23 protein-coding genes are annotated in these 18,795 nt (G+C 70.2%); all 23 read right to left on the bottom strand.

Annotation, left to right across the window (positions count from 1 at the left end):
* Window positions 1–165: 165 nt before the first annotated feature.
* Window positions 166–1,998, bottom strand: coding sequence for an HK97 family phage prohead protease (locus Psi01_RS30200; protein ID WP_204067517.1), 1,833 nt, complete (start codon window positions 1,996–1,998; stop codon window positions 166–168).
* Window positions 1,999–2,084: 86 nt separating this feature from the next.
* The gene (locus Psi01_RS30195) at window positions 2,085–2,675 is read right to left on the bottom strand and encodes a hypothetical protein (RefSeq protein WP_204067516.1); all 591 of its coding nucleotides are present in this window, start codon (window positions 2,673–2,675) and stop codon (window positions 2,085–2,087) included.
* A 205-nt stretch (window positions 2,676–2,880) separates the two neighbouring features.
* Window positions 2,881–3,351 carry an IPT/TIG domain-containing protein gene (locus tag Psi01_RS30190; protein WP_204067515.1) on the bottom strand — a complete coding sequence of 157 codons (471 nt, stop codon included), beginning with the start codon at window positions 3,349–3,351 and terminating at the stop codon, window positions 2,881–2,883.
* Window positions 3,352–3,417: 66 nt separating this feature from the next.
* A complete protein-coding gene (locus Psi01_RS30185; RefSeq protein WP_204067514.1) occupies window positions 3,418–3,639 on the bottom strand; it encodes a hypothetical protein in 222 nt (73 codons plus the stop codon).
* Entirely contained in the window at window positions 3,636–6,032 is a 2,397-nt protein-coding gene (locus Psi01_RS30180) for a phage portal protein (RefSeq protein WP_204067513.1), read from the bottom strand. Before Psi01_RS30180 ends, Psi01_RS30185 begins: the two co-directional genes overlap by 4 nt.
* A gap of 71 nt (window positions 6,033–6,103) precedes the next feature.
* Window positions 6,104–6,481 (bottom strand): hypothetical protein, encoded by a 378-nt coding sequence (locus tag Psi01_RS30175; protein WP_204067512.1) that lies wholly within the window; start codon window positions 6,479–6,481, stop codon window positions 6,104–6,106.
* Window positions 6,482–6,767: 286 nt separating this feature from the next.
* Window positions 6,768–9,677, bottom strand: coding sequence for an LAGLIDADG family homing endonuclease (locus Psi01_RS30170; RefSeq protein ID WP_204067511.1), 2,910 nt, complete (start codon window positions 9,675–9,677; stop codon window positions 6,768–6,770).
* A complete protein-coding gene (locus tag Psi01_RS30165) occupies window positions 9,674–9,913 on the bottom strand; it encodes a hypothetical protein (protein ID WP_204067510.1) in 240 nt (79 codons plus the stop codon). The genes Psi01_RS30170 and Psi01_RS30165 overlap by 4 nt, the downstream gene beginning before the upstream one ends.
* 129 nt (window positions 9,914–10,042) lie before the next feature.
* A complete protein-coding gene (locus Psi01_RS30160) occupies window positions 10,043–10,747 on the bottom strand; it encodes a hypothetical protein (protein ID WP_204067509.1) in 705 nt (234 codons plus the stop codon).
* A 92-nt stretch (window positions 10,748–10,839) separates the two neighbouring features.
* On the bottom strand, window positions 10,840–11,079 hold the full coding sequence (locus Psi01_RS30155) for a hypothetical protein (RefSeq protein WP_204067508.1): 240 nt from the start codon (window positions 11,077–11,079) through the stop codon (window positions 10,840–10,842).
* A 70-nt stretch (window positions 11,080–11,149) separates the two neighbouring features.
* Complete coding sequence (locus Psi01_RS30150) at window positions 11,150–11,365, bottom strand: hypothetical protein (protein WP_204067507.1); 216 nt, start codon at window positions 11,363–11,365, stop codon at window positions 11,150–11,152.
* Between the two features lie 85 nt (window positions 11,366–11,450).
* Window positions 11,451–12,464 (bottom strand): DUF5131 family protein, encoded by a 1,014-nt coding sequence (locus Psi01_RS30145; protein ID WP_204067506.1) that lies wholly within the window; start codon window positions 12,462–12,464, stop codon window positions 11,451–11,453.
* A gap of 8 nt (window positions 12,465–12,472) precedes the next feature.
* On the bottom strand, window positions 12,473–13,597 hold the full coding sequence (gene dnaN, locus Psi01_RS30140; protein ID WP_204067505.1) for a DNA polymerase III subunit beta: 1,125 nt from the start codon (window positions 13,595–13,597) through the stop codon (window positions 12,473–12,475).
* A complete protein-coding gene (locus tag Psi01_RS30135) occupies window positions 13,594–13,920 on the bottom strand; it encodes a hypothetical protein (protein ID WP_204067504.1) in 327 nt (108 codons plus the stop codon). Before Psi01_RS30135 ends, dnaN begins: the two co-directional genes overlap by 4 nt.
* 13 nt (window positions 13,921–13,933) lie before the next feature.
* Window positions 13,934–14,059 (bottom strand): hypothetical protein, encoded by a 126-nt coding sequence (locus tag Psi01_RS44205; RefSeq protein WP_275424610.1) that lies wholly within the window; start codon window positions 14,057–14,059, stop codon window positions 13,934–13,936.
* Window positions 14,056–14,271: a hypothetical protein gene (locus Psi01_RS30130; RefSeq protein WP_204067503.1), complete on the bottom strand. Its 216-nt coding sequence runs from the start codon at window positions 14,269–14,271 to the stop codon at window positions 14,056–14,058. The genes Psi01_RS44205 and Psi01_RS30130 overlap by 4 nt, the downstream gene beginning before the upstream one ends.
* Window positions 14,268–14,432, bottom strand: a complete 165-nt coding sequence (locus Psi01_RS30125) for a hypothetical protein (RefSeq protein WP_204067502.1) — start codon at window positions 14,430–14,432, stop codon at window positions 14,268–14,270. Before Psi01_RS30125 ends, Psi01_RS30130 begins: the two co-directional genes overlap by 4 nt.
* A 13-nt stretch (window positions 14,433–14,445) precedes the next feature.
* Window positions 14,446–14,904 (bottom strand): hypothetical protein, encoded by a 459-nt coding sequence (locus tag Psi01_RS30120; RefSeq protein WP_204067501.1) that lies wholly within the window; start codon window positions 14,902–14,904, stop codon window positions 14,446–14,448.
* A 147-nt stretch (window positions 14,905–15,051) separates the two neighbouring features.
* A complete protein-coding gene (locus Psi01_RS30115; protein WP_204067500.1) occupies window positions 15,052–16,794 on the bottom strand; it encodes an SNF2-related protein in 1,743 nt (580 codons plus the stop codon).
* Window positions 16,791–17,444, bottom strand: coding sequence for a PDDEXK family nuclease (locus Psi01_RS30110; protein WP_204067499.1), 654 nt, complete (start codon window positions 17,442–17,444; stop codon window positions 16,791–16,793). The genes Psi01_RS30115 and Psi01_RS30110 overlap by 4 nt, the downstream gene beginning before the upstream one ends.
* Window positions 17,441–17,713 carry a hypothetical protein gene (locus Psi01_RS30105; protein ID WP_204067498.1) on the bottom strand — a complete coding sequence of 91 codons (273 nt, stop codon included), beginning with the start codon at window positions 17,711–17,713 and terminating at the stop codon, window positions 17,441–17,443. Before Psi01_RS30105 ends, Psi01_RS30110 begins: the two co-directional genes overlap by 4 nt.
* Complete coding sequence (locus Psi01_RS30100) at window positions 17,706–18,122, bottom strand: hypothetical protein (RefSeq protein ID WP_204067497.1); 417 nt, start codon at window positions 18,120–18,122, stop codon at window positions 17,706–17,708. Before Psi01_RS30100 ends, Psi01_RS30105 begins: the two co-directional genes overlap by 8 nt.
* A complete protein-coding gene (locus tag Psi01_RS30095; protein ID WP_204067496.1) occupies window positions 18,119–18,751 on the bottom strand; it encodes a hypothetical protein in 633 nt (210 codons plus the stop codon). Before Psi01_RS30095 ends, Psi01_RS30100 begins: the two co-directional genes overlap by 4 nt.
* Window positions 18,752–18,795: the final 44 nt, after the last annotated feature.

Raw genomic sequence — 18,795 nt, 5'->3', positions numbered from 1 at the left:
ATCACACCCACCTTCGCCAGCGTCCATCGCGACCGTGCGGAACGTCCGGGGGGGCACTCCGCACCGGGCCGCACCGGCCAGGCGCATGGGGGATAAGACGGGCCCCGCGGCAGCAGGACGGTGAAGGGGGAACTCCACCGTCCGCCCGCGGGGCCCGCACCGGACTCACACCGGCTGAACCGCCTTCGCTGCGGCCAGGATCTCCGCCACCCTGGCTTGCATCTGCTCATTCACCACGACTACCTGGTCTGCGTCGGCCCTGGCGTCCTTGACGGCACGCGCCGACGGCGCAGTGGAGTCCGGCGCCTCCGGCGCGCTCTCCTGCTCCTCCACCCGCGGCTTGTCGTTGATGCTCAGCCCGGCGGCCTTGAGCACCATCACGATCTGCTCCACCGCCGCCACCAGCCGCTTGGCGTTGGTCGTCGACAGCACCCGGCCCGCCTTGCTCTCCTGGTGGCGCAGCAGCGTCTTCAGCCCGTCGGCCGCCTCTTCGATCATCGCCGCGTACGGCAGGGGCGCGTCGGCATCGCCGTCCACCCAGACGCTGACCTCCACCGGCACCGGCTGACCGACCAGCAGCCCGCCGCCGGCACTGGCGGTGTAGGGCAGTTCGAACGACTTGACTCCGCCGTCGGCCAGGGTGGTCACCACGACCCGGTCCATCCAGGTCGCCACGACGTCAGTGTGGCTGATCGGCACCCCCAGCATCTTGGCCGCCAGCTCCCGTAGCGCGTCGCGCCGCTCTTCGTAGCTGTCGGGCAGGTACAGCCCGCGCGTGGACTCCACCGCCTGGCCGGCGTCCTTGCCGTCACGGTTGGCGCCCGGCCAGCGGCCGGTGGCCGCCTTGTGCACGTTGGCACAGAACCCCTTGGCCTTCTCCGGCGGCATGTGCTGAGAGGCGATGCGCACGCACCGGTCGAACGCGCCCGGCGTGTTCCAGCGGATCTTCGCCGCGCCCTCTCCCCGGATGTACCAGCGCTTCAGCCGGGCGACCGCGGCGGCGTCAGCCGGGGTGTCGGCCACGCCGGGCGCCCCGCCCTTGGTCCCGTCCGCCGGCCCGTCCTGCGGGGCGTCGCTGCTGTCCGGTACGGTCGCGCTGTCCGCTGCGGCCTGCGAATCGGCCGCTTCGTCCTGCGGGCCGTCACCGCTGTGGTCGTCGGCGTCGTCGCTGTCGGCCGGGTCGTCATCGGCACCGCCCTGAGGTTCGGGGTCCGGATCGTCGACGGGAGCATGCGCGGCGCCTTCGGTCAGCTCCGCCTCATCCAGCTGTGCGACGGCGGCGTGCAGCTCCGCCTCATCGACCGGTTCGTCTTCGCCGGCGGGGTCGGCGTCGGCGCTGGAGGCGGCGTCGGCCTCCCCGCCGGCGCCGGGGTCCTGCACCGGGGCACGGTCCTGGCTGTCGGCGGCCTTGACCTCGATCGGCTCATAGGCGGCGTCGTCGCCGTCGGCCGTGCCGATGGCCTTGACCGCCAGGGTGCCGGTCTGGCTGTTGGCGCCGAACAGCACCGGTGAGTATTCGAACAGATCGATGCCCTTGATGCGGCGGATACCGTCCTTGCCGCGCACTCCCTTGCCGCGCGGCACCCGGTAGCCGATGCTCCACTCACACTGCCCGACCTCGCTGAAAAACTTCACGTCGTGGTAGGCGTCGCGACCGGTGGTGGTGTCCAGGTTGTAGCGGGTCTTGACGTACAGCGCGCCCGCTTGCGCAGGCCACGGCTGGCCGTTCTTGGTGGTCTTCGGCAGCCGCGGATCCCCGGGCAGCCACTCTTCGATCACCTCAGTGCGGCTGGCCCACTTCTTCCAGTCGTGAGAGAAGATCCCCTTCGGGTGCCGGCGGGCCAGCGATTCGGCATACACGCCCGGCTCGATGACGTCGTTGTCGGAGTCGACGACGCCGGTCACCGACACGATGGCTTCCACGACGCCGGTTTCATCGTCGGCACCCAGCAGTTCGGTGTCGGCCGCCGCGGTGGCGGTCTTGATTTCCAGGCGCACGAACGCCCCTCCCCTTGCACACGTCCGCGGGGGTGGGTGCGCGTGGTAATCGCAAGGTAGAGGGGCGTCGGAGGTAAGGTCGCGCCCTAGGCTGCGCGCTGGCGCAGCACGGCGGCGATGTCGGCCAGCAGGCCGGTCAGCGCGGCGCCACTCGCCCGGCAGGCGTGCGTGATGGGCAGATCACCCAGCATGCCGATCGGGCAGCCCACCAGGTCATCGCCCTCCAGCCAGTACATGACGCCGCTGTGGGCCAGGTGCGTCATGCCCAGCGGCTTGTAGTGGCCCTGGTCGATGCGCATCAGGTAGGAGCGCACCGCCAGGTGGTGGCTGAACAGGTCGTAGGCGTCGTGGTCGTCGACGGGGATCTGCGTGCTGGACATCTGAACCGGACGGCCCTCACGGTCACTGCCGATCGGCCGGGAGTGCAGCTCTTCACCCTCCAACCAGTATTCCGTGGTCAGGTCGCGCAGCCGGGCCCGGCAGGCGGGCGCGACCGCCTGCACCGCGGTGGTGACGCGAAAGCAGGTGCCGCCGGGCAGGTTCACGGTCAGGCGGCCGGAGCGGCGATCGAAGGCGATGGTTTCTGCGGTCATCGTGGCGCCTTCGGCCTCCAGGTGCGCCCGGACGGCGTCGAGGACGGCATGCATGACCAGCGGGTGGATCTGGTGGGGGTACATGGACTCTCCTGATGGTGGGTTCGCTCACCACCATAGTACGGGTACTTAGCGAATAGGGGGAGGGGGAATCGGCTGCGCCGCAGCGGCCCGCGCCGCTACCGTGAGAGCACGGACCCAGTCTGCGGCAACGATCAGGAGGGCTGGTTTCCGTCTTCTGTGGTCGACCCCCGGCGTCTGGGCGCCGGGGGTCGATCTGTGTGCAGACTCAGGCGGTGTAGGTGAAGGCGCCCGCCTTGGTCGCCGACCCGCCCGCGGTGGTGACCACGACGTCGGCCGGGCCCGCGCTGCCGGCCGGGGTCGTGCACTTGAGCTTGGTGGCGGTGTCGACGTCGACCGCGGTGGCCGCCACGCCGTCGACGGTGACGGCAGCATCGGCGGTGAACCCGCTGCCGGTAATGGTGATGACGGTGCCGCCCGCGGCCGGGCCGGTGGCCGGGGAGACGGCCGCGATGGTGGGCGCGGCGAATTCGGCATCCCATTCGCTCTGCCGGATGATCTGCCCCTCCCGGAAGCGCAGCTGCCGCATCTGGGTGGGGAACTCCACGTTGTCGTACGGCGTCAGCTCATACACGTTGACCTTCACGCGGACCTGCGGGTCGGTCTCCGCGATCGGCTCCAGCACGGTGTTGCCCGGCGCCTTGGCCAGCGCCGTACCGTTTTCCCTGATCAGAGCCATCATCCACCCCTTGACTGAAACGGGCCTGTCGGGGGTGGCAGGGCTGATCGTCGCAGCATGCCGGTCTTATCGTCGCGGTCTTGTCAGGTACGCCCCGACGCCAGCGGCGACCGCGGCCAGCGTCAGCAGCGCGGTGACGAAACCGCGCATCTGCCCGACGGTGGCGTCCCGGTCGGCCGCGCTGGCCGTCCGGCCGTACAGGGCGGCATCGGCCATCAGGTGTGGCAGCCACACCACCAGGACGGCCAGCACGGCGGCGCCGGCCAGGACGGCAGCCCGGCGGCTCACGACGCCTGCCGTTCCGCGTCGGCCGCTTCCCGCTCAGCACGGGTGAAGCGGGTGCGCTCCGGCGCGGCCACGAACCGGCCGCTGACGCGGGAGCGGTGCATCACCCAGCAGCGGCAGCCGTAGGTCTCCGCCGGTGGCCCGGACGGGTCCCCGGGGTAGCGCAGCAGCGCCGCTCCGACTTCGAACCACTCACCCAGCGGCTGAACCTGGCCGTGCGCGGCCCGGTGGGTGGGGCGCACCTGCTCATCGCGGCGGGAGCGCCACACCTTGTCGATCGGCTGGCCGATGCTGACCAGCGCGGTCGCCGCACTGTCCCGGGCGCCGTTGATGGTGACGGTGGCGGCCTGGACGGCGACCCGCTGCGCCCAGTCGGTCAGCTGCGGTGCGCGCTGCCGCACCGCGGCGGTGATGGCCTCCATGTCGGCGCCGGAGGAATCCAGATCGGCGATCAGCACCCGCAGGCGTTCGGCCTGCACAGCGGCGCTGGCGCCCAGGATGGCCGTGACGCTGGCCACCAGCGGCTCCAACACGTAGCTGACCGGGGCGTCAGGGGCCAGGTCGGCCACCAGCGCGGCGGCGGCGGCCACCGCGGCGGCCGTCAGGATCGGGTGGGTGGCTTGTTCCACCTCTTCCTGCCAGCGGCCCGCGTCCACCGCGCTGGCCGCATCGACGGCCTTGGTGCCCACCCGGGTGTCGACGTCGTGTTCGGCCACCCAGTGGCGGGTGCCCTTGCGGGTGCGGGGGGAGGACAGGCGGGCCGCGGTGCGCTCCGTCAGACGCAGCATGATGGTGGTGATGGCGGCGGCCAGCGTGGTCTCCAGCCGCTGCCAGGCGGCCGGGTCCGGCTCAGAGGCGCGGTCGGCGGCCTTGGTCTGCGCGGCGGCCGGGGCGGGCCGTACCAGACGCAGCACCGGCCGGGCCGTCGTGGCCACCGGGCCCAGGACGGGGGCGGGCGGGCCCAGGTGGCGGGTGGCCACCACGGCCGCGGCCTTCGGCACGTCGGCCTCCTGCGGCTCTTCCTGCTGCGCCCCGTCGCCGTCTCCGTCGTCGCGGTCGCTGCCGGTGCCGGGCGGCAGCGCGGCCAGCCGGCCGGGAGCCATGTTCGCCGCCAGCGCCGGCGGCACCTTGTCGGCGGCTTCGGCATCCAGCGCCTTCTGGTCGGCGTCGCTGGTGGCCACCAGCGTCTTGCCGGTCGGCAGCCACAGGGCGCGGGTGCGGGGCATGTCGAAGGGGCGCAGGCCGATCCGCTCCCGGTACTCATCGATGCTGATCAGCCCGGCGGTGAACTCCTCCAGCGCCTGGGCCCGGCGCGCCGCCGCGGCACGTTGCAGCACCTCCACATCGGAGGTGTCCAGGAACCCATCCAGCTCATCTTCGCTGTCGCCGTCGAACCCCGCCGCCAACAGCGTGAGGAACGGCGGCATCGTGATCGTCCAGAAGTTGTATAGCTCAGCCTCAGCGTTGTCGTAGGTGCGGTCGGCTGCGTACCCGATCACTGATTCGCCGACGCCGAACGCCGTCAAGATCTCCGTCTTGGCGGTCTTGGCCGTCTCCGCATACGCCATGTCGGAGGGACGGGCCGCGGTGTCGATGTAGGAGACCTGTCCTTCGATCACCGTCAGCTTCCCGGCCTCCTGGGGGCCGGTGCCAAAGCGGGAGCGCAGCTCCGCCATGCCCCAGTCGTCCAGCTCCCCGTCGACGGCGACGATGCCGCCGGGCCGGCCGTCGTTCTTCAGGGCGGTGACGTTGTACAGGCGGGCGAAGAAGTCCAGTTCAAGCGACAGGCCGGCCGCCTCCAGCGGGGTGACGCCGCTGTAGGGATCCAGCGGGTGCGGCTCCCTGAACCAGATGACCCTCTCCGCGGGGATCGGCTGGCGGGTGCCGTCTGCGCGCAGCACTTCGAACCGGTCGATCAGCGTCTGGCCGGTGCCGGGCACCGGGTAGGTACGGCCGGGCGGCAGCAGGTCCAACCGCACCACGGCGCCGGAGGCCGACAGCGTCTTCTCCACGAACGCGCCCCGTTTGGACAACAGGATCTGCGTGGCCAGCCTCTTGCGGAACTGCTGGCCGCTCTCCAGCGGGTTGGCCTGCTTGTTGAGCACCCCGTACATGGGGTGGTCGTCCAGCACCTCTTCGCCCTGGCGCAGCCGGTACGGCAGGCGGGAGGCGTGCCCAGCGATGGCTTCGACCGCCTTGTAGACATAGACCAGGCGCTCATAGGCCTCAGCGACCGCGCGTTCCACCGGCCACGGCCGGGCCTGGTAGGTGGAGTACAGGCCTGCGCTGGCCATGGCGGCGTAGTAGTCGGCCAGCACGACCTTGCGTTCGGTGCGGGCCGGCGCCACACGCCCCCGGCCGGGCAGCAGTCGCCGCACTATCGAACGGATTTCCATCCGGCCCCCTTACCGTTCACACCGTGCGGCATGACGGTAGGGGGCCCGATTGCCTTAGGTCGCGGCCTGGATTACACCGCCTCCTGCCCGATCTCCTCCTCCGGCTGGTCGTCGTGGTCGTCGAACAGCGACGGCTCTTCCGCGTCGTCATCGGCCGACGACAGGTCACAGCCCAACAACGCGCAGTTGTGCTTGTAGTGGGCCCGCTTCTGGCGCACTCCGATTGGGCCGCCCTTCAGGTGCTTGCTGGACTGGGCGGCGCTGCACAGCTCATCCTGGACGTCGTCGTAGGGCCGCCGGCACTGCTCGCAGTAGATCTCCAGAATCGTGATTTTGGTGTCCTTGACCGTCCGCACCGACTGGCGCAGATAGGCCCGGCGCACCTTGCGCTGGGTGATGGGCACGGTGGCGGCCCCGACCCAGACATGCGTGGGTGAATATTCCGGCAACGGCATGCGATCCCCCTGGCATTGCGCGAAGCCGGGGATGGTGCGGCACGCCAGGCGCGTGCATCCCCGGAACCGGTTCGGTTCTCACCGCCCGCCATCAGGCGGTGAAGGGTGGCCCCCGGGGTGGGCAGGGCGGCCGTCGGCGCTTCGGCTGGTGGCGGGATGGCCGGGGCGCCGCGGTAGGAGGTGGGTGGTATGTCCACGCTAGTCCGCTCCACCCACCTCATGATCGGTGCGGGCGGGTACGGTCGGCGTGTCGTTTCGGACCCGGGTACGAACGCCGCCGCTACGCGATCACGCGGGCCCGCTTCTTCTTCGTCTTCGGCGGCGCCGGCTCATAGACCGACAGCAGGGCCGCTTCAGCGCGGTCCGGGCTGCTCAGCCCGCGAAGGCGCATCTTCTTCTTCGACTCCACCACAGTCTTGCCGCCGGAGTTGGTGCCCATGAGGGGGGAGCGCAGCTGCGCCAGGGTGCGGGCATCGACCCGTAGCCGCAGTTGCTGGCCGTGGCCTGTGGGCCGCAGCAGGGCCCGCATCGCCAGCCACATCTCATCCCTCTTCAGGTTCGGCTTCAGCGTCTCCCCGTCGGGCTCCCGGTCGGTGCCCTCCGACACGTCCACCCCCACGATCTCGGCGTCGTGCACGCCCTCCTCACCCCACCGCTGCAAGGTGGAGACCACACCCCAGCCCAGGCCGATGGCGTCGACCTTCACCCGGATGGGATCACGGGTGCCCAGCGCGGCCCGCAGCGCTTCGGCCTTGCGAATCTCCGCCAACACCTGCCCGGCCACGTCGACCTGGTTGGCGTTGGCAGAACCTGCGGAGGTGTGCTGGATCGTCAGCAGGTCCCCGACACAGCGGGCGATGACCAGCTCATCACCGCCGTCGGAGGCCACATCGACACCCAGCCGGATCCAGGCGCGCCGTCTGACCATCCAGGTGCCGCTCTCATCGGCCAGGCCCAGCGCCGGCAGCGGCACGTAGTCGTCATCGTCGGGTTCGGCCGACGTGGCCGCCTCATCCACCCACACCGACGGCAAGACCCGGTTTGGGCCGCCCCGCGGAAAGCGCGCGTAGACCTTGGACTGGACGTAGGCGCTGTCTTCGCCGTGTTCGGCGATCGTCTCAGTGATCCACGACGGCTTGACCAGATGCTTGGTGACCTTGTGAGGAGCGACGGTGCCCAGGCAGGTCCGGCAGACGGGCGCGTCTTCGCCGGAGGCACCCGGGGTGTCGAAGGCGGAGATCGGGATGCACAGCGCCTCTTCCGGGCGGCTGCACAACCCCTCAAACCATGATCCTTCTTCGTCGCTGGGCGGGTTGCCGATCGCCAGCATGTGGCTGCCGTCCGTGGACGTCATGCCCCGCAGGTTGTTGCCGATCACATGGGAGATGCCGCCCGCCTCATCGACGATCAGCAGCAACTCCTGCTTGTGGATGCCCTGCACCCCGTGTTCGTTGGTCGGCGCCCCCGACAGGCCGTAGGCGACCACCTCATCGTGACCGTCGAACATCGGCAGCTTCATCTGCACCATGTCGACCGTGCCCGGCAGGCTGGCCCGGCCGTGCGCGAACCGCACCTCCGTCCACAACAACCTGGCCACCTGCCGCCAGGTCGGCGCCATGGTGATGACCTGCACCTGGCCGGGCGGGCGGGTCAGCGCGAACCACAACAACGCCCGACTGGCGGTCCAGGTGTTGTGCTCCACAAACAGATCCACCCACGTGTGATCGATATCCACCTCGATCGCCACCGTGCGCTCATCGGGCAGCTGTTCGACGCTCTTGACGACCTCCCACCGGTACCCGGCCGGGGCGTTGCGCCACCGCCACGTCCGGTGGGCCTTCCGCAAGGACGCCACCTCAACGGCCTGCCGAATCTTCTCGTTCTTCGCGGGGGCGTCGATCACCTCCGCGAAGCGCGCGATGTCCCGGGCGGAGTTGATGACCCACTTCCAGGTCCGGAACGGGTTGCCGTTCCACATCTTCTGCTGCGTGGCGGAGACGACGCCGGGCACGCCTAGGCGGATCATCAGCCGTTGGAAGTCACGCACCAGCCCTTCGTTGTTGACCTCCAAGGAGATGTACGCCTCATTGCGCGGCTTCTTCTCCCCCCGGATGGTCGCCTCCGTGCGTACGTGCACGTAGCCGTCACAGGAGAACAGGCGGCCCGCGATGGCGGCCAGTTCGTCCGGGTGCAGCCGCCAGGCTTCATCGGGGATGCGCTTGTCTACGGCCTTGCAGCCCAAGATGCCCCACCGGCGGGCCAGGTCACGCACCGGGTTACGGCCGGCCTGCGTGCCGACGACCTCCAGTTCCACGTGTTTGCGTTCGTTGCCGGGGGCGCGTTTCTTGAGCGTCGCGCGACAGCCCAGCTTCTCCGTCAGGGCCAAGAACTCATCCAGGGCCGGGCCGGGCATCTGGGAGAACCCGATGTTGGTGGTGGTGCCGCCATCGCCCAGCAGGTAGCCCAGCATCGCGGCGTGCCCCTCCGGCCAGCGGGCATCGCCGACCGTTTCCACATGCTCAGGCACCAGGACCAGGTCACGGTCGGCGACGATGTCCCGCAATGGGGTCCAGCCGCGCACCTGCGGGATCAGGCCGGAGCTGATGCTGCCGTTGCCGCACCGGGGGCGGGCCTTGCGTTCGGCCGTGGCCACCCAGAACGGGTGGGCGCCGTTGCGGACGACGGTGCGCCCGCTGTCGGTGGTGATGCGGAACACCGGCTCATAGGCGTTCCATTCGGCTGTGGCACGGCGGACGGTCTGCGTGCCGTCCTCCTGCCAGCCGATCATGTGGAAGGTCGTGCCGACCAGGTCAGCGGCACGTACCACAGAGCCATCGGCAAGCTGAATCATCTCGTTCCACGCTACGCACTTGCCGCTGGCGAAGCAGCTGGGAACGGCGATCTTGTTGTGGTGGGGGAGTGCCGACAGGATCTCCCGGGGCTTGCTCCAGGTGTTCTCCCGCAGCACGTCGGTGACGAAGCCGACCGGGTCGTCTTCCCACAGGCAGTACGGCGTGCCGCCTTCGCGGGCGGCCACCGTCAGGACCTGGCGCAGGTCGGCCCGGTCCAGGCTGGCCAGGAACCGGCGCCGCTGGCGGATCGGCGCCGCCTTCAGGTCATGGAACAGCCGCGCGGCTTCCTTGGACCGCCCCGGGGACCGGTGCCGGACCGCCTCAGCGACCGCGCTCACCCTGTTCCCGGGAGGCTGTAGCAGTGCGGGCACCGGTTGGCGCCGGTGGGTGCCAGCAGCAGCGGGCCGGCCGCACCGCAGATGGTGCCGCCGTCGCTGTGGCGGCGGTGGGCCACCTGGTCGTCATTGCCGGTCACCCACCGCAGGGACGGGTGCATCACCGCATGCTCAGCCAGCGCCAGGCGGCGTTCGACGCGCGCCTGACGTGCCCGACCGATAGAGATCACCTCGCCCATGCCGGTCACCATGACGGTCGGAAGGGCCTTATGTCGCGCGCTACCGGCAGGCGGGCACGAAGAAGGCGCTGGAGGGCTCCAGCGCCTGTTCGCTCATCTGCGCCGCACCGCGGCCGAAAGAGGTGGCCGTCAAGCGCTGACGGCCACCGGGGCGTCGTCGCCGGCGGTTCCCGCGTCGGTGCCGGCGTCGGTGCCGGCGTCGCCCTTGTCCTTCTTGCGACGCTGCTTGCGGACCGCGGCCGGGGCGTTGATTTTCCCCGTGCGGATCTGCGCCAGCGCCGCGGTGGAGATGTCCGCGGCCCGCGCCAGGTCAGCGTTGGACCGGGAGGTGCCGTACTTGCCGCCAGTCCACTCGATGATCAGCACGCGGCGGAACTCCCGCGCCGTGGTGGCGACCGCCTCACACTTCAGCATCGCCAGGTGGTTCTTGCGGGCGATGGTGATGGCCTCATCCCGGCTCCACTCCGGCATGACGGCGGCGCTTCCTTCGTTGGCGACCTGCATGGCCGACTCCAGCAGCCGCCGGTCGGCCGACTTGCCCTGGCGGGCCATCTCCCGGGGCGTGATCTCCCGCGCAATGGCCATCTTCGCCACCTTGTGCACCTGGTGCAGCACCCGGAAGGCCACATCGCGCTCCGTGCGCAGTGCGGTCACCTTCTCCCCGTACCGGTAGTTGTCGTTGGCGATCTCACACGCCTTGACGTACCGCTCCCACGGGTCGTCGATGGCCTCCAGCTTCGCCCGGGTGGGCGGGTGAGCGTTCAGCTTGTCCTCATCGGCCAGTCCCTCAAACCGGGACGGGTCGACAGTGACGGTCATGTTCTCAGTGGTCATGGGTCGATCCTCTCCCTCCTGTCTCAGATCGCTCGCTCCTTCGATCTCGATTCAGATTGTACAGGTGGTTAGCGTTGTCACAATAGGTGGCGTCACGATGATGCCTGGTTGGCGGCAGGTGCATCAGCCGTGACGACCTCAATTTCCGCCACGCCGGACCCGGGCACGACCATGACTTCGACGATGTCGGAGGTGATCGGGACGGCCGCCAGGTAGCCGACCTCATCTCCGTCGGATCGGTAGCAGGTGACCTGCACCGCGCTGGAGCCCAGATTATGGCGGACCTCCACCACCTGGCTGTTGACCTGCTCAGCGGTCACCGGAACGCGCATCGACACTTCCCCCTTGTCGTGATGCGGCGCCGGCAGAACGGTCCCTGCCGGCGCCGCGGTGTACGTGCGGTCATAGGCTGGCGATCACCCGCGCCGCCGCGTCGTCGGAGGCGTGCTGCTCTTCGGCGGCCATGTCGGCCACGTCCAGCGGGAACCGCTTGTCGAAGTAGGTGATTTCCACCGCGTGGCCGTCGGCGACCACGGTGTGGTCGGGCCCGGCGCGGTCGCCGACGTATTCGGCCACCTTGGCCGCCACCGCGGCGGCGTCCTGTTCCGATAGGCACATCAGGCGCGTTACGCGCAGGTTCGGTAGTGCAGGCTGTCCCATCAGGTCCTCCTGTCCGGCCGGGCCGTGCCCAGCGTACACATACTTAGCGGTTGAGTAGGGGAGTGGGGAACTGGCGGATCCGCAGGTCGTCCAGGTCCGACGGCCATTGCCCCCACTTCTCCCCCTTGAAGTCGGCCAGGCCAAGGCGCTGGGCCTGCGCGGTGCCCAGTTGCTTGACGAACACCGCGGTGCCGGCTTCCTGGCACTGGGCGACGACGTCGCGGGCCCAGGTCAGATCCATCGGACGGTAGCTGTCGCCGAAGCCCGACTCTCCGCCGACGATGACCCAGTCGATGCGCGGCTGGTCGGTCACCCGGTTGGCGTACTCCTCCTCCGCGTTGCCGACGGCCGGCCACCATTCACCCGTGAGCGGGTTATGCGCCCCCGGAAAGCCCTCCATGTGGGGCGGGGCCCAGTAGTTGCACATGTTGAGGTGGATCGGCCCCAGCAGCGGTTCGGCCGACACGAACCGGACGGCGGCCGGGGTGCTCAGCAGGCTGGGGATACGCCGATCGGCCCAGTACTGGGTCTCCGCCGAGACCCCGAACCACACGTTGGGCAGCGGGTAGGGCACATCGAAGTAGACGTGGTGACTGATGTTGTCCAGGTCTGGCCGCTTGCGCGCGTACTTGCGGGCGATGTCGGCCATCTTCGACTTCAGGTGCACGCCCGGCTGATGCCCGCCCTTGCACCGGCAGGCGTCGGTTAGGAAGGTGCGCAGGCGTGAGTACCGCTTGGTCAGGATCTGGTAGGTCAGGTTCGGCGTCAGCGCCGCCACCGTCAGCAGCTCCGCGATGTAGTCGTCGTCGTAGAAGGGGTGGAAGGTGTCGGTCATGGAGTTCAGGAACACCTTGGCGTGACCGTCGCCGATCTTGCGGGACAGGGCGAACATGTCGGCGAAGGCCTGCGGGCGGCGCCGTACGACGGTGAAGTCCCGGCCCCAGCGGCGGTCGCCGCGTTCGCTGTAGCAGTTATCGCAGCCTTCGGAGACCTTCTTGCAGCCGCCGCCGAAGTTGATGGTGAAGTCGGTCCAGGAGATCGTGGTGATGTTGACCATGGCGCCGCCTACGCCAGCCGGATCGGCATCAGCACGTGCCGGTAGTCGGTACCGCCGACCGGCCGACACATGATCGGCTGCGTCGCCTTGCCGAACTGCATGCGCACTTCCTCCGTCGGCATGGCCGCCAGGGCGTCCAGCAGGTACGCGTGGTTGATCGCGACGGTGATGTGCTCACCCCGGGTGTGGGCGGCCAGCGGTTCGGCCAGCTGGGAGTCATCGCCGGCGGCCTGCACGCCGATCGTCTCATCGCCCACGGCGATCTTTACGGGCTGGTTGCGGGACAACACCAGGGAAGCCCGCTTGACCGCGGCGGTCAGCGGCGCGACCTCCACCATGACCTCCGTGCTGTGGTCGCGCTCGCCGATGTCGGCCAGCCGCTCTTCGTACTTGATGTAGGCCTCATCGATGACCCGGCAGGTGATGATGCGCTCATCGACGGTGAAGGCGACCATGCTCGCGTCGCCGTTGAGGTTGCGCACGGCCGCCATCTGCACCGGGTTGGCGCTGGAGCCGATCGCGGCGCACACCGCCTCCAGCGCCGGGACCCGCACCAGCAGGCCGTAGGTGACCGGATCGGCGGCCGGAGTCCACTCCAGGCGCCGGCAGGTCAGCCGGTAGCGGTCGGTGGCGGCCAGGGCGCCCCGGCGGCCGGTGACGTCGATGCGGACCGCGCACAGGATCGGCACCGTTTCGTCGCGGGAGGTGGCGCACTTGGTCTGGGTTGCGGCTTGGGCGAACGCCTGGCCGGGGAAGTGCCCGTCCGGGGCGGGGACCTCCGGCAGGGCCGGGTAGTCCTCCACCGGCATCAGCGGCAGGGTGAAGACCGCGCCGCCGCAGCGCAGCGTGGCCCGGGCGGTGTCCACGTCGACCTGGACCTGCCCGTGTGGCAGGGAGGCCAGCATCTCCCGCAGCGGGCCGCCGGGCACGGCGAAGGTGCCCGAATCGCCGGTCATCACCTCCACGGTCGTGGTCAGGGAGACGTCGTAGTCGAAGGCGGCCAGCGTCACCGCATCCGGGCGCACGGTGACCTTCATGGCGCCCAGGATCGGAGCGGTCGGCCGGTTGGGCAGGGCCTTGGCGACCCAGGCCGCAGCGGCCGACAGGGACTGCTGGTCGGCGATGAACTTCACGCGCCCTCCTTGGCGGTGTCGGTGATGAGCGGGCGCAGCTGCGCGGCGGCGCAGATGCGGGTGCCGTCCTGGCGCGACAGCGGGTGGTTGCGGTAGAGCGGGTCGTCGAAGCGGATGACGTAGAAGTCGCCGTCGTCGCCGTGGGCGGGGCGCACGACCGTGGCGTCCGCCCACACCGCCGGGTCGTCGGCCCGGGTCTCCGCCGGCACGGCCTGCACCCGCTCCCCGGGGGCGTAGGCGCCGTCGGGCAGCAGCGTGAACGCCACGCTCTGCTGCCCGGACGGCGTCTCCTCCGGCGGCAGGTTGCCGTAGACGATACGCATGCAAGATCCCTTTCTAGGTGAGGACGAACACGACGATGGCCAGCACGACGGTGGCCACTACTGCGATGGCGAGGGTGACCTTGACCAGGGCCAGGCACAGGCCGATGCCGATGCCGGAGTCGCGGGGGGAGCGGTTCACCCGGCCGTCGCCTCCTCCAGGCGCGCCTGGGCCCAGCAGACCGGGCAGTCGGAGCGGCAGGGCCAGATCACCCGGCCGTCGGTGGCCTGGCCGGCGCGGGCCAAGTCGATGGGGTCGACCCGGACGGTGATGTGCGCCGCCCTTTCGATCAGCGCGGCCAGTAGGCCTGCGTCGATCTGCACGGTGGCGGTGGGGGCGTGGGTGGTGGTCATGAGGCGGGGACCTCCTGCCGCGCCTGGCGGGCGGTGCGCCGCAGCTGGTCGGCGGTCTCCTGGACGCGGGCGGCGTCCAGTGGGTCGCGCAGGGTGCGCGCGACCTGCTGGTGGATGGCCAGGACGGCCGTGGGGGGCAGGCCGTCGGTGTTGATGGGCATGGGCATCTCCTTCTCACGCGACCTTCGCGGTCGTGGCGGTGATCGGGAGAACGTGGGCGGCGGCGGCGTTCAGGGCGTCGTTCAGGCTGCGCACGCATTCGGCGTGCCAGCCTTCGACGTCCAGCGCGCCGTAGTGGCCGTCGCCGTCATCGGTGAACATGCCGGAGGTGTCGAAGGTGCCTTCCTCCACCGCGTCCAGCTGGTCGGCCCAGTAGCTGACCTCTGACCACAGCTTCAGCAGGGTGGCATCGGTCGGGCTGATCTGGATGACGCCCTGCTGGGCGATCGTCTGGGCCTGCTCCGGGGTGATGTTCGGGCGGCCCAGAGCGCGCAGTGCGGCCGACATCTGCTGTTCGGCGGCGCCGGGGACATGGCCCCAGATGCGGCGCAGGTCGGTCAGCAGGCCCTCCAGGGTGACGGGCGCGGTGTCGATGAGGGCTTTCAAGGCAGCGCGGCGCGCAGCAGTGTCCACGGTCGTTCTCCTGACTGTCGGGTCGCTCTCCCGACACCTCCAAAGTACAGGTACTTAGCATCGTGGACAAGGTGCTCGTGCGAGTTTGCACTGGAAAAGGCGAACGCACCGGCCCACCGTGGCGGATCCGGTGCGTTAGCGTCGCGCCTAGGGAAGGGTGAGCTGCCCGGCCCGGCGGCGGACCCGGGCCAGCACGTCGGCGGCCAGGGCGCGGGCCCGGTCGACGTCTCCGACGACGGGGGCGAACGTCGCTGCGTCCGGGTTCACGATCGGCTCTGCCTGGCCGGATTTCAGGTTCAGCGTCTCCGCCATCAGCGGGTCGGTGCCATCGTCGGACAGCATGAAGTAGGTCAGCACCTGGTTTTCCTGGCCTTCGCGGGCCAGGCGGCCTTCGCACTGGGAATGCACGCCCGGTGACCAGTCCAGCTCCCCGAACACGCCGACCGAACACACGCCCTGAAGGCCGTCCAGGCCGGCACCGGACCGCAACGACATGATCAGCACCCGGGAGCGGCCGTCGATGAACTCCTGGGCACTGCGCGCCTTACCGGCCGCGCTCTCACTGCCGGTGTAGAGCACCGGCTGGAACGCCTTCAGCTTCTCCAGCCAGATGTCGTAGACCGCCCGGTGCCAGCCCCACAGCACCACCCGCCGTTCGGACTCCAGCAGCAGCCGCACGAATTCGGCCACGTAGGGGGCCTTGGCGATGCCGGTGGCCTCCCGCATCCGCCAGTCGATCTGCCCGGCCGCGCTCCAGCGCTCCTTGGGGTCGCTGTCGGGCGACAGCAGCAGCTGGGCCATGGCTTCGACGTCCCCGGCGACGCGGTCGATGACCGCGTGGTCGGCGATGACGTCCTGGGTGACGCGGGTCGGCTCCGGGAGCTGGCGGCCGACTTCGGCGCGGGTGCGGGCCACCATCAAGCCGGTGTCGCGCAGGTAAGTGCCCAGCGCCCGCGGATTGGCGACCTTCACGTGCCGGTCGTTCATGCCACGCTGGCCGCCGCCCCATTCGCGCAGGAATTCATCCCTGGATCCCAGGGCGCCGGGCGCCAGGATGTCGTAGATCTCCCAGGCCTCATCGCCGTAGTTGTAGACCGGCGTCGCGCTCAACCCGGCCCGGTACAGCGTGCCTTCGGCCAGCAGGGCCGCGGCCCGGCCCTTGTTGGTGGCGGTGCCGGTGCGCAGCTCCTGCACCTCATCGAAGATCAGTGTTTTGATCTTGCCGTGCAGGTGGTGCGCCCACCCGGCCAGCTTGGAGTACGTGGTGATCCACACGTCCGGTTGGCGGCCGTCGGAACCGCGCCGGGCCGTCGGGTCGTAGGGCTTGGTGCTGGTGATGATGTGGCCGCGCAGCCACGGCAGCGTCGCCTCCAGCTCCCGCAGCCACTGAGCCGGCAGGTGGGTGGGGCAGACCACCAGGGCGGGCAGCGCGGCCGGGTCCCGCAGCACCAGCAGGGACGTGTAGGTCTTGCCCAGGCCCACCTGGTCGCCGATCAGGACGCCGCCGCGGCGGGCGTGCACGATGTCGGCAGCCTGCTGCTGGTAGGGCCGGGCCGGCCGGGCGGGGGCGCGCCAGGTATCCGGCGGCCGGTAGCCCTCCAGGATCGCGGTGACGACCTCTTCGGTGGCCCGGTGCGCTTCGGCTTCGGTCTTCAGCCGGACGGCGACGTCTTCGCTCATCTCCAGCGGGAAGCGCTCCAGCAGCCACTCCAGGTCGCGGGCGACCTCCGGGGTGTGCTTGATGTAGATGTCGCCTGTGCGGGACTGCTCCACCCGCGGGAAGATCCTCTTGATCCGCAGGGCGACATGCGGGTGGGCGCGGATGCCCCAGGTGTCGCGGCCCAGGTAGGGGCCGAACACCAGCAGCCCGTACGTCTTGGTACGGCTCATCCGACCACCTGGCTGATCCACACGATGGTGACCGGCTTGCCGTTGACCGTGCCGTCGGTGCCGATGGTGCGGTCCAGGGTGCGGTGGGCGGCGCGGCTGGTGATCAGGACCAGCGCGGTGATGTCCGGGCAGGCGGCGTAGCGGGCCACCTGCCGCATCACCTCTGAGGCCCGGCCGTTGACCTTCACCTCGATGCCGACCGTGCCGGTCATCAGGTCGATCCGGCCGCCGGTCGACAGCGGCACCTCCTGGCGCACTTCGAAGCCGGAGTCGGCCAGGATGGCGGCCAGCGCGATGTGCAGGTCGTGTTCGTTGGCGTAGCTGAAGCGGTGACTGCCGACGATGGTGGCGACCTGTTCGGCCGTGGCCGCCGCCCCGGCCGTGGCGCGGCCGGCGCCCAGCATGTCGGCCAGGATGTCGGCCTCTGCGGCGGCCCGGCCGTCGCCGTGCGCGGTGTGTGCCCAGTCCTGGGTGTAGGTGCACCCCGCATCGGGGCACACCCAGCCTTCCGGGGTGGCCACCAGGGACGGGGGCGTCCCGTCGTGGTTGCCGCCGCAGGTGTAGGGGTGGAAGAACCCGACGGCCTGGTAGGCGTTGAGGCGGCCGACGACCTCCGGCGGCCACGGCGCCTGCATCATGGTGAACGTCATCTCTCACCTTTAGTCGATTCGTCCAGTGCGGCGGCGACCACGGTCTGGTCCAGGTACCGGTCGACCTCATCGGCGCCGCCGTGGGTGGCGGCGACGGCCATCTGCCCGCCGACGGTCAGCAGGCCCAAGACCAGGTTCACCGCGCTTTCGTGGGGGAGAAGGTCAGCCTCCTCCAAGACGGCCATCACGCCGTCGACGTCGTCGCGTCCCCAGTGCCGGAACAGCACCGCTGCCCGGCGGCACGCCACGGCCCGGTAGGGGTCAGTCACCGGAGCGCACCCCCTTGGCGCCGGGGCAGGTGCAGCCGCGTTCGGCCAGGAAGTCAGTGACCGCGTCGACGGCGATGTTCGCGGCCGACGCGGCGTTCAGGTCGCCGGGCTGGTCCTGGGTGTGGGCGCGGATGCGGTCGCGGATGCGCAGGTACAGCAGTGTGTCCGCGGGCAGGTCGCGGCCGGTCTTGGCCAGCCAGTCGGGGTTGATGCGCACGGTGGGCGGCAGAGGTTCGGGCGGGTCGGCGGGGTGGGCCCGCCAGATGATGAACAGCGACCATCGGCGTGCGCAAAGCAGGGGCCGCCAGTAGAAGCGGGCGGTGTCGGCGCGGGCCAGGTGGCCGGAGAAGCGGGCCAGGTGGGCCATGGGGGCACCGGCCAGCAGGCGGCGGATCAGGGAGCGCATCATGCCGCCCGCCAGGTGACGGCCTGCTGAGCCAGGGCGATGACGTCGGCCTCCAGCTGTTCCAGCCGCACCGACGCGATCTGGGCGACCCAGTTGCGCTGGACCTGGCCGGGGTAGTCGCCGACGTCGCGGGCGTAGACGTTGATGGTGTAGTGGCCGGTCGCCGGGTGGTGGTCGATGCGGATGGTACGGCCCGGCAGGGCGCCGCTGTCCAGGTGGAAGGTCAGGTACTGGGCGGGGGTGCGCGGGTCGGAGCTGGGCGCGGTGATGCCCAGCTCCGACCGGGTGGCCGGGCTGATGGCGGTGTAGGCCGCATCCAGGGCGGCGGGCAGAGGCATGCCGTCACCAGCCTGGTCGAACAGGGTGGTCAACGTCGCGCCCACCAAGTCCTCCTCCACGCCGACGGCGGTGCGTACCGGCTGCCAGCGCCAGCTGTTCTGGTCGATCCGGCCGATTTCCACGCCGTAGCGGCCGGGCCCGTCGGGGGTGATGATGACCTTGCGGTGGGCGCCGGTTCGGCCGATGACGGCCTGGATCATCGGCGGGTCGGTGTGGAAGTAGGGTTCCCGGGCGTCGATGTAGGTGCGCACGCCCCGGGGAATGCGCCGCCAGAGGGCATCGTGATCAAACATGGGTCTCCTGTCGGGTCGCTCTCCCGTACCACCCAATGTACAGG

It is taken from the genome of Paraplanobispora siamensis (assembly GCF_016863175.1).
GTDB lineage: Bacteria > Actinomycetota > Actinomycetes > Streptosporangiales > Streptosporangiaceae > Planobispora > Planobispora siamensis.
Note: the sequence above shows the minus strand (reverse complement) of the source record. Positions and strands in the feature narration are given on the sequence as shown.

Coding starts and splice junctions, on each gene's coding strand:
- Psi01_RS30095 (WP_204067496.1), bottom strand. CDS start 18,751: ATGTTTGATCACGATGCCCTCTGGCGGCGCATTCCCCGGGGCGTGCGC.
- Psi01_RS30125 (WP_204067502.1), bottom strand. CDS start 14,432: ATGCCCATCAACACCGACGGCCTGCCCCCCACGGCCGTCCTGGCCATC.
- Psi01_RS30160 (WP_204067509.1), bottom strand. CDS start 10,747: ATGACCACTGAGAACATGACCGTCACTGTCGACCCGTCCCGGTTTGAG.
- Psi01_RS30165 (WP_204067510.1), bottom strand. CDS start 9,913: ATGGGCGAGGTGATCTCTATCGGTCGGGCACGTCAGGCGCGCGTCGAA.
- Psi01_RS30195 (WP_204067516.1), bottom strand. CDS start 2,675: ATGTACCCCCACCAGATCCACCCGCTGGTCATGCATGCCGTCCTCGAC.
- Psi01_RS30115 (WP_204067500.1), bottom strand. CDS start 16,794: ATGAGCCGTACCAAGACGTACGGGCTGCTGGTGTTCGGCCCCTACCTG.
- Psi01_RS30130 (WP_204067503.1), bottom strand. CDS start 14,271: ATGACCACCACCCACGCCCCCACCGCCACCGTGCAGATCGACGCAGGC.
- Psi01_RS30155 (WP_204067508.1), bottom strand. CDS start 11,079: ATGCGCGTTCCGGTGACCGCTGAGCAGGTCAACAGCCAGGTGGTGGAG.
- Psi01_RS30145 (WP_204067506.1), bottom strand. CDS start 12,464: ATGGTCAACATCACCACGATCTCCTGGACCGACTTCACCATCAACTTC.
- Psi01_RS30100 (WP_204067497.1), bottom strand. CDS start 18,122: ATGATGCGCTCCCTGATCCGCCGCCTGCTGGCCGGTGCCCCCATGGCC.
- Psi01_RS30135 (WP_204067504.1), bottom strand. CDS start 13,920: ATGCGTATCGTCTACGGCAACCTGCCGCCGGAGGAGACGCCGTCCGGG.
- Psi01_RS30110 (WP_204067499.1), bottom strand. CDS start 17,444: ATGACGTTCACCATGATGCAGGCGCCGTGGCCGCCGGAGGTCGTCGGC.
- Psi01_RS30150 (WP_204067507.1), bottom strand. CDS start 11,365: ATGTGCCTATCGGAACAGGACGCCGCCGCGGTGGCGGCCAAGGTGGCC.
- Psi01_RS30190 (WP_204067515.1), bottom strand. CDS start 3,351: ATGGCTCTGATCAGGGAAAACGGTACGGCGCTGGCCAAGGCGCCGGGC.
- Psi01_RS30180 (WP_204067513.1), bottom strand. CDS start 6,032: ATGGAAATCCGTTCGATAGTGCGGCGACTGCTGCCCGGCCGGGGGCGT.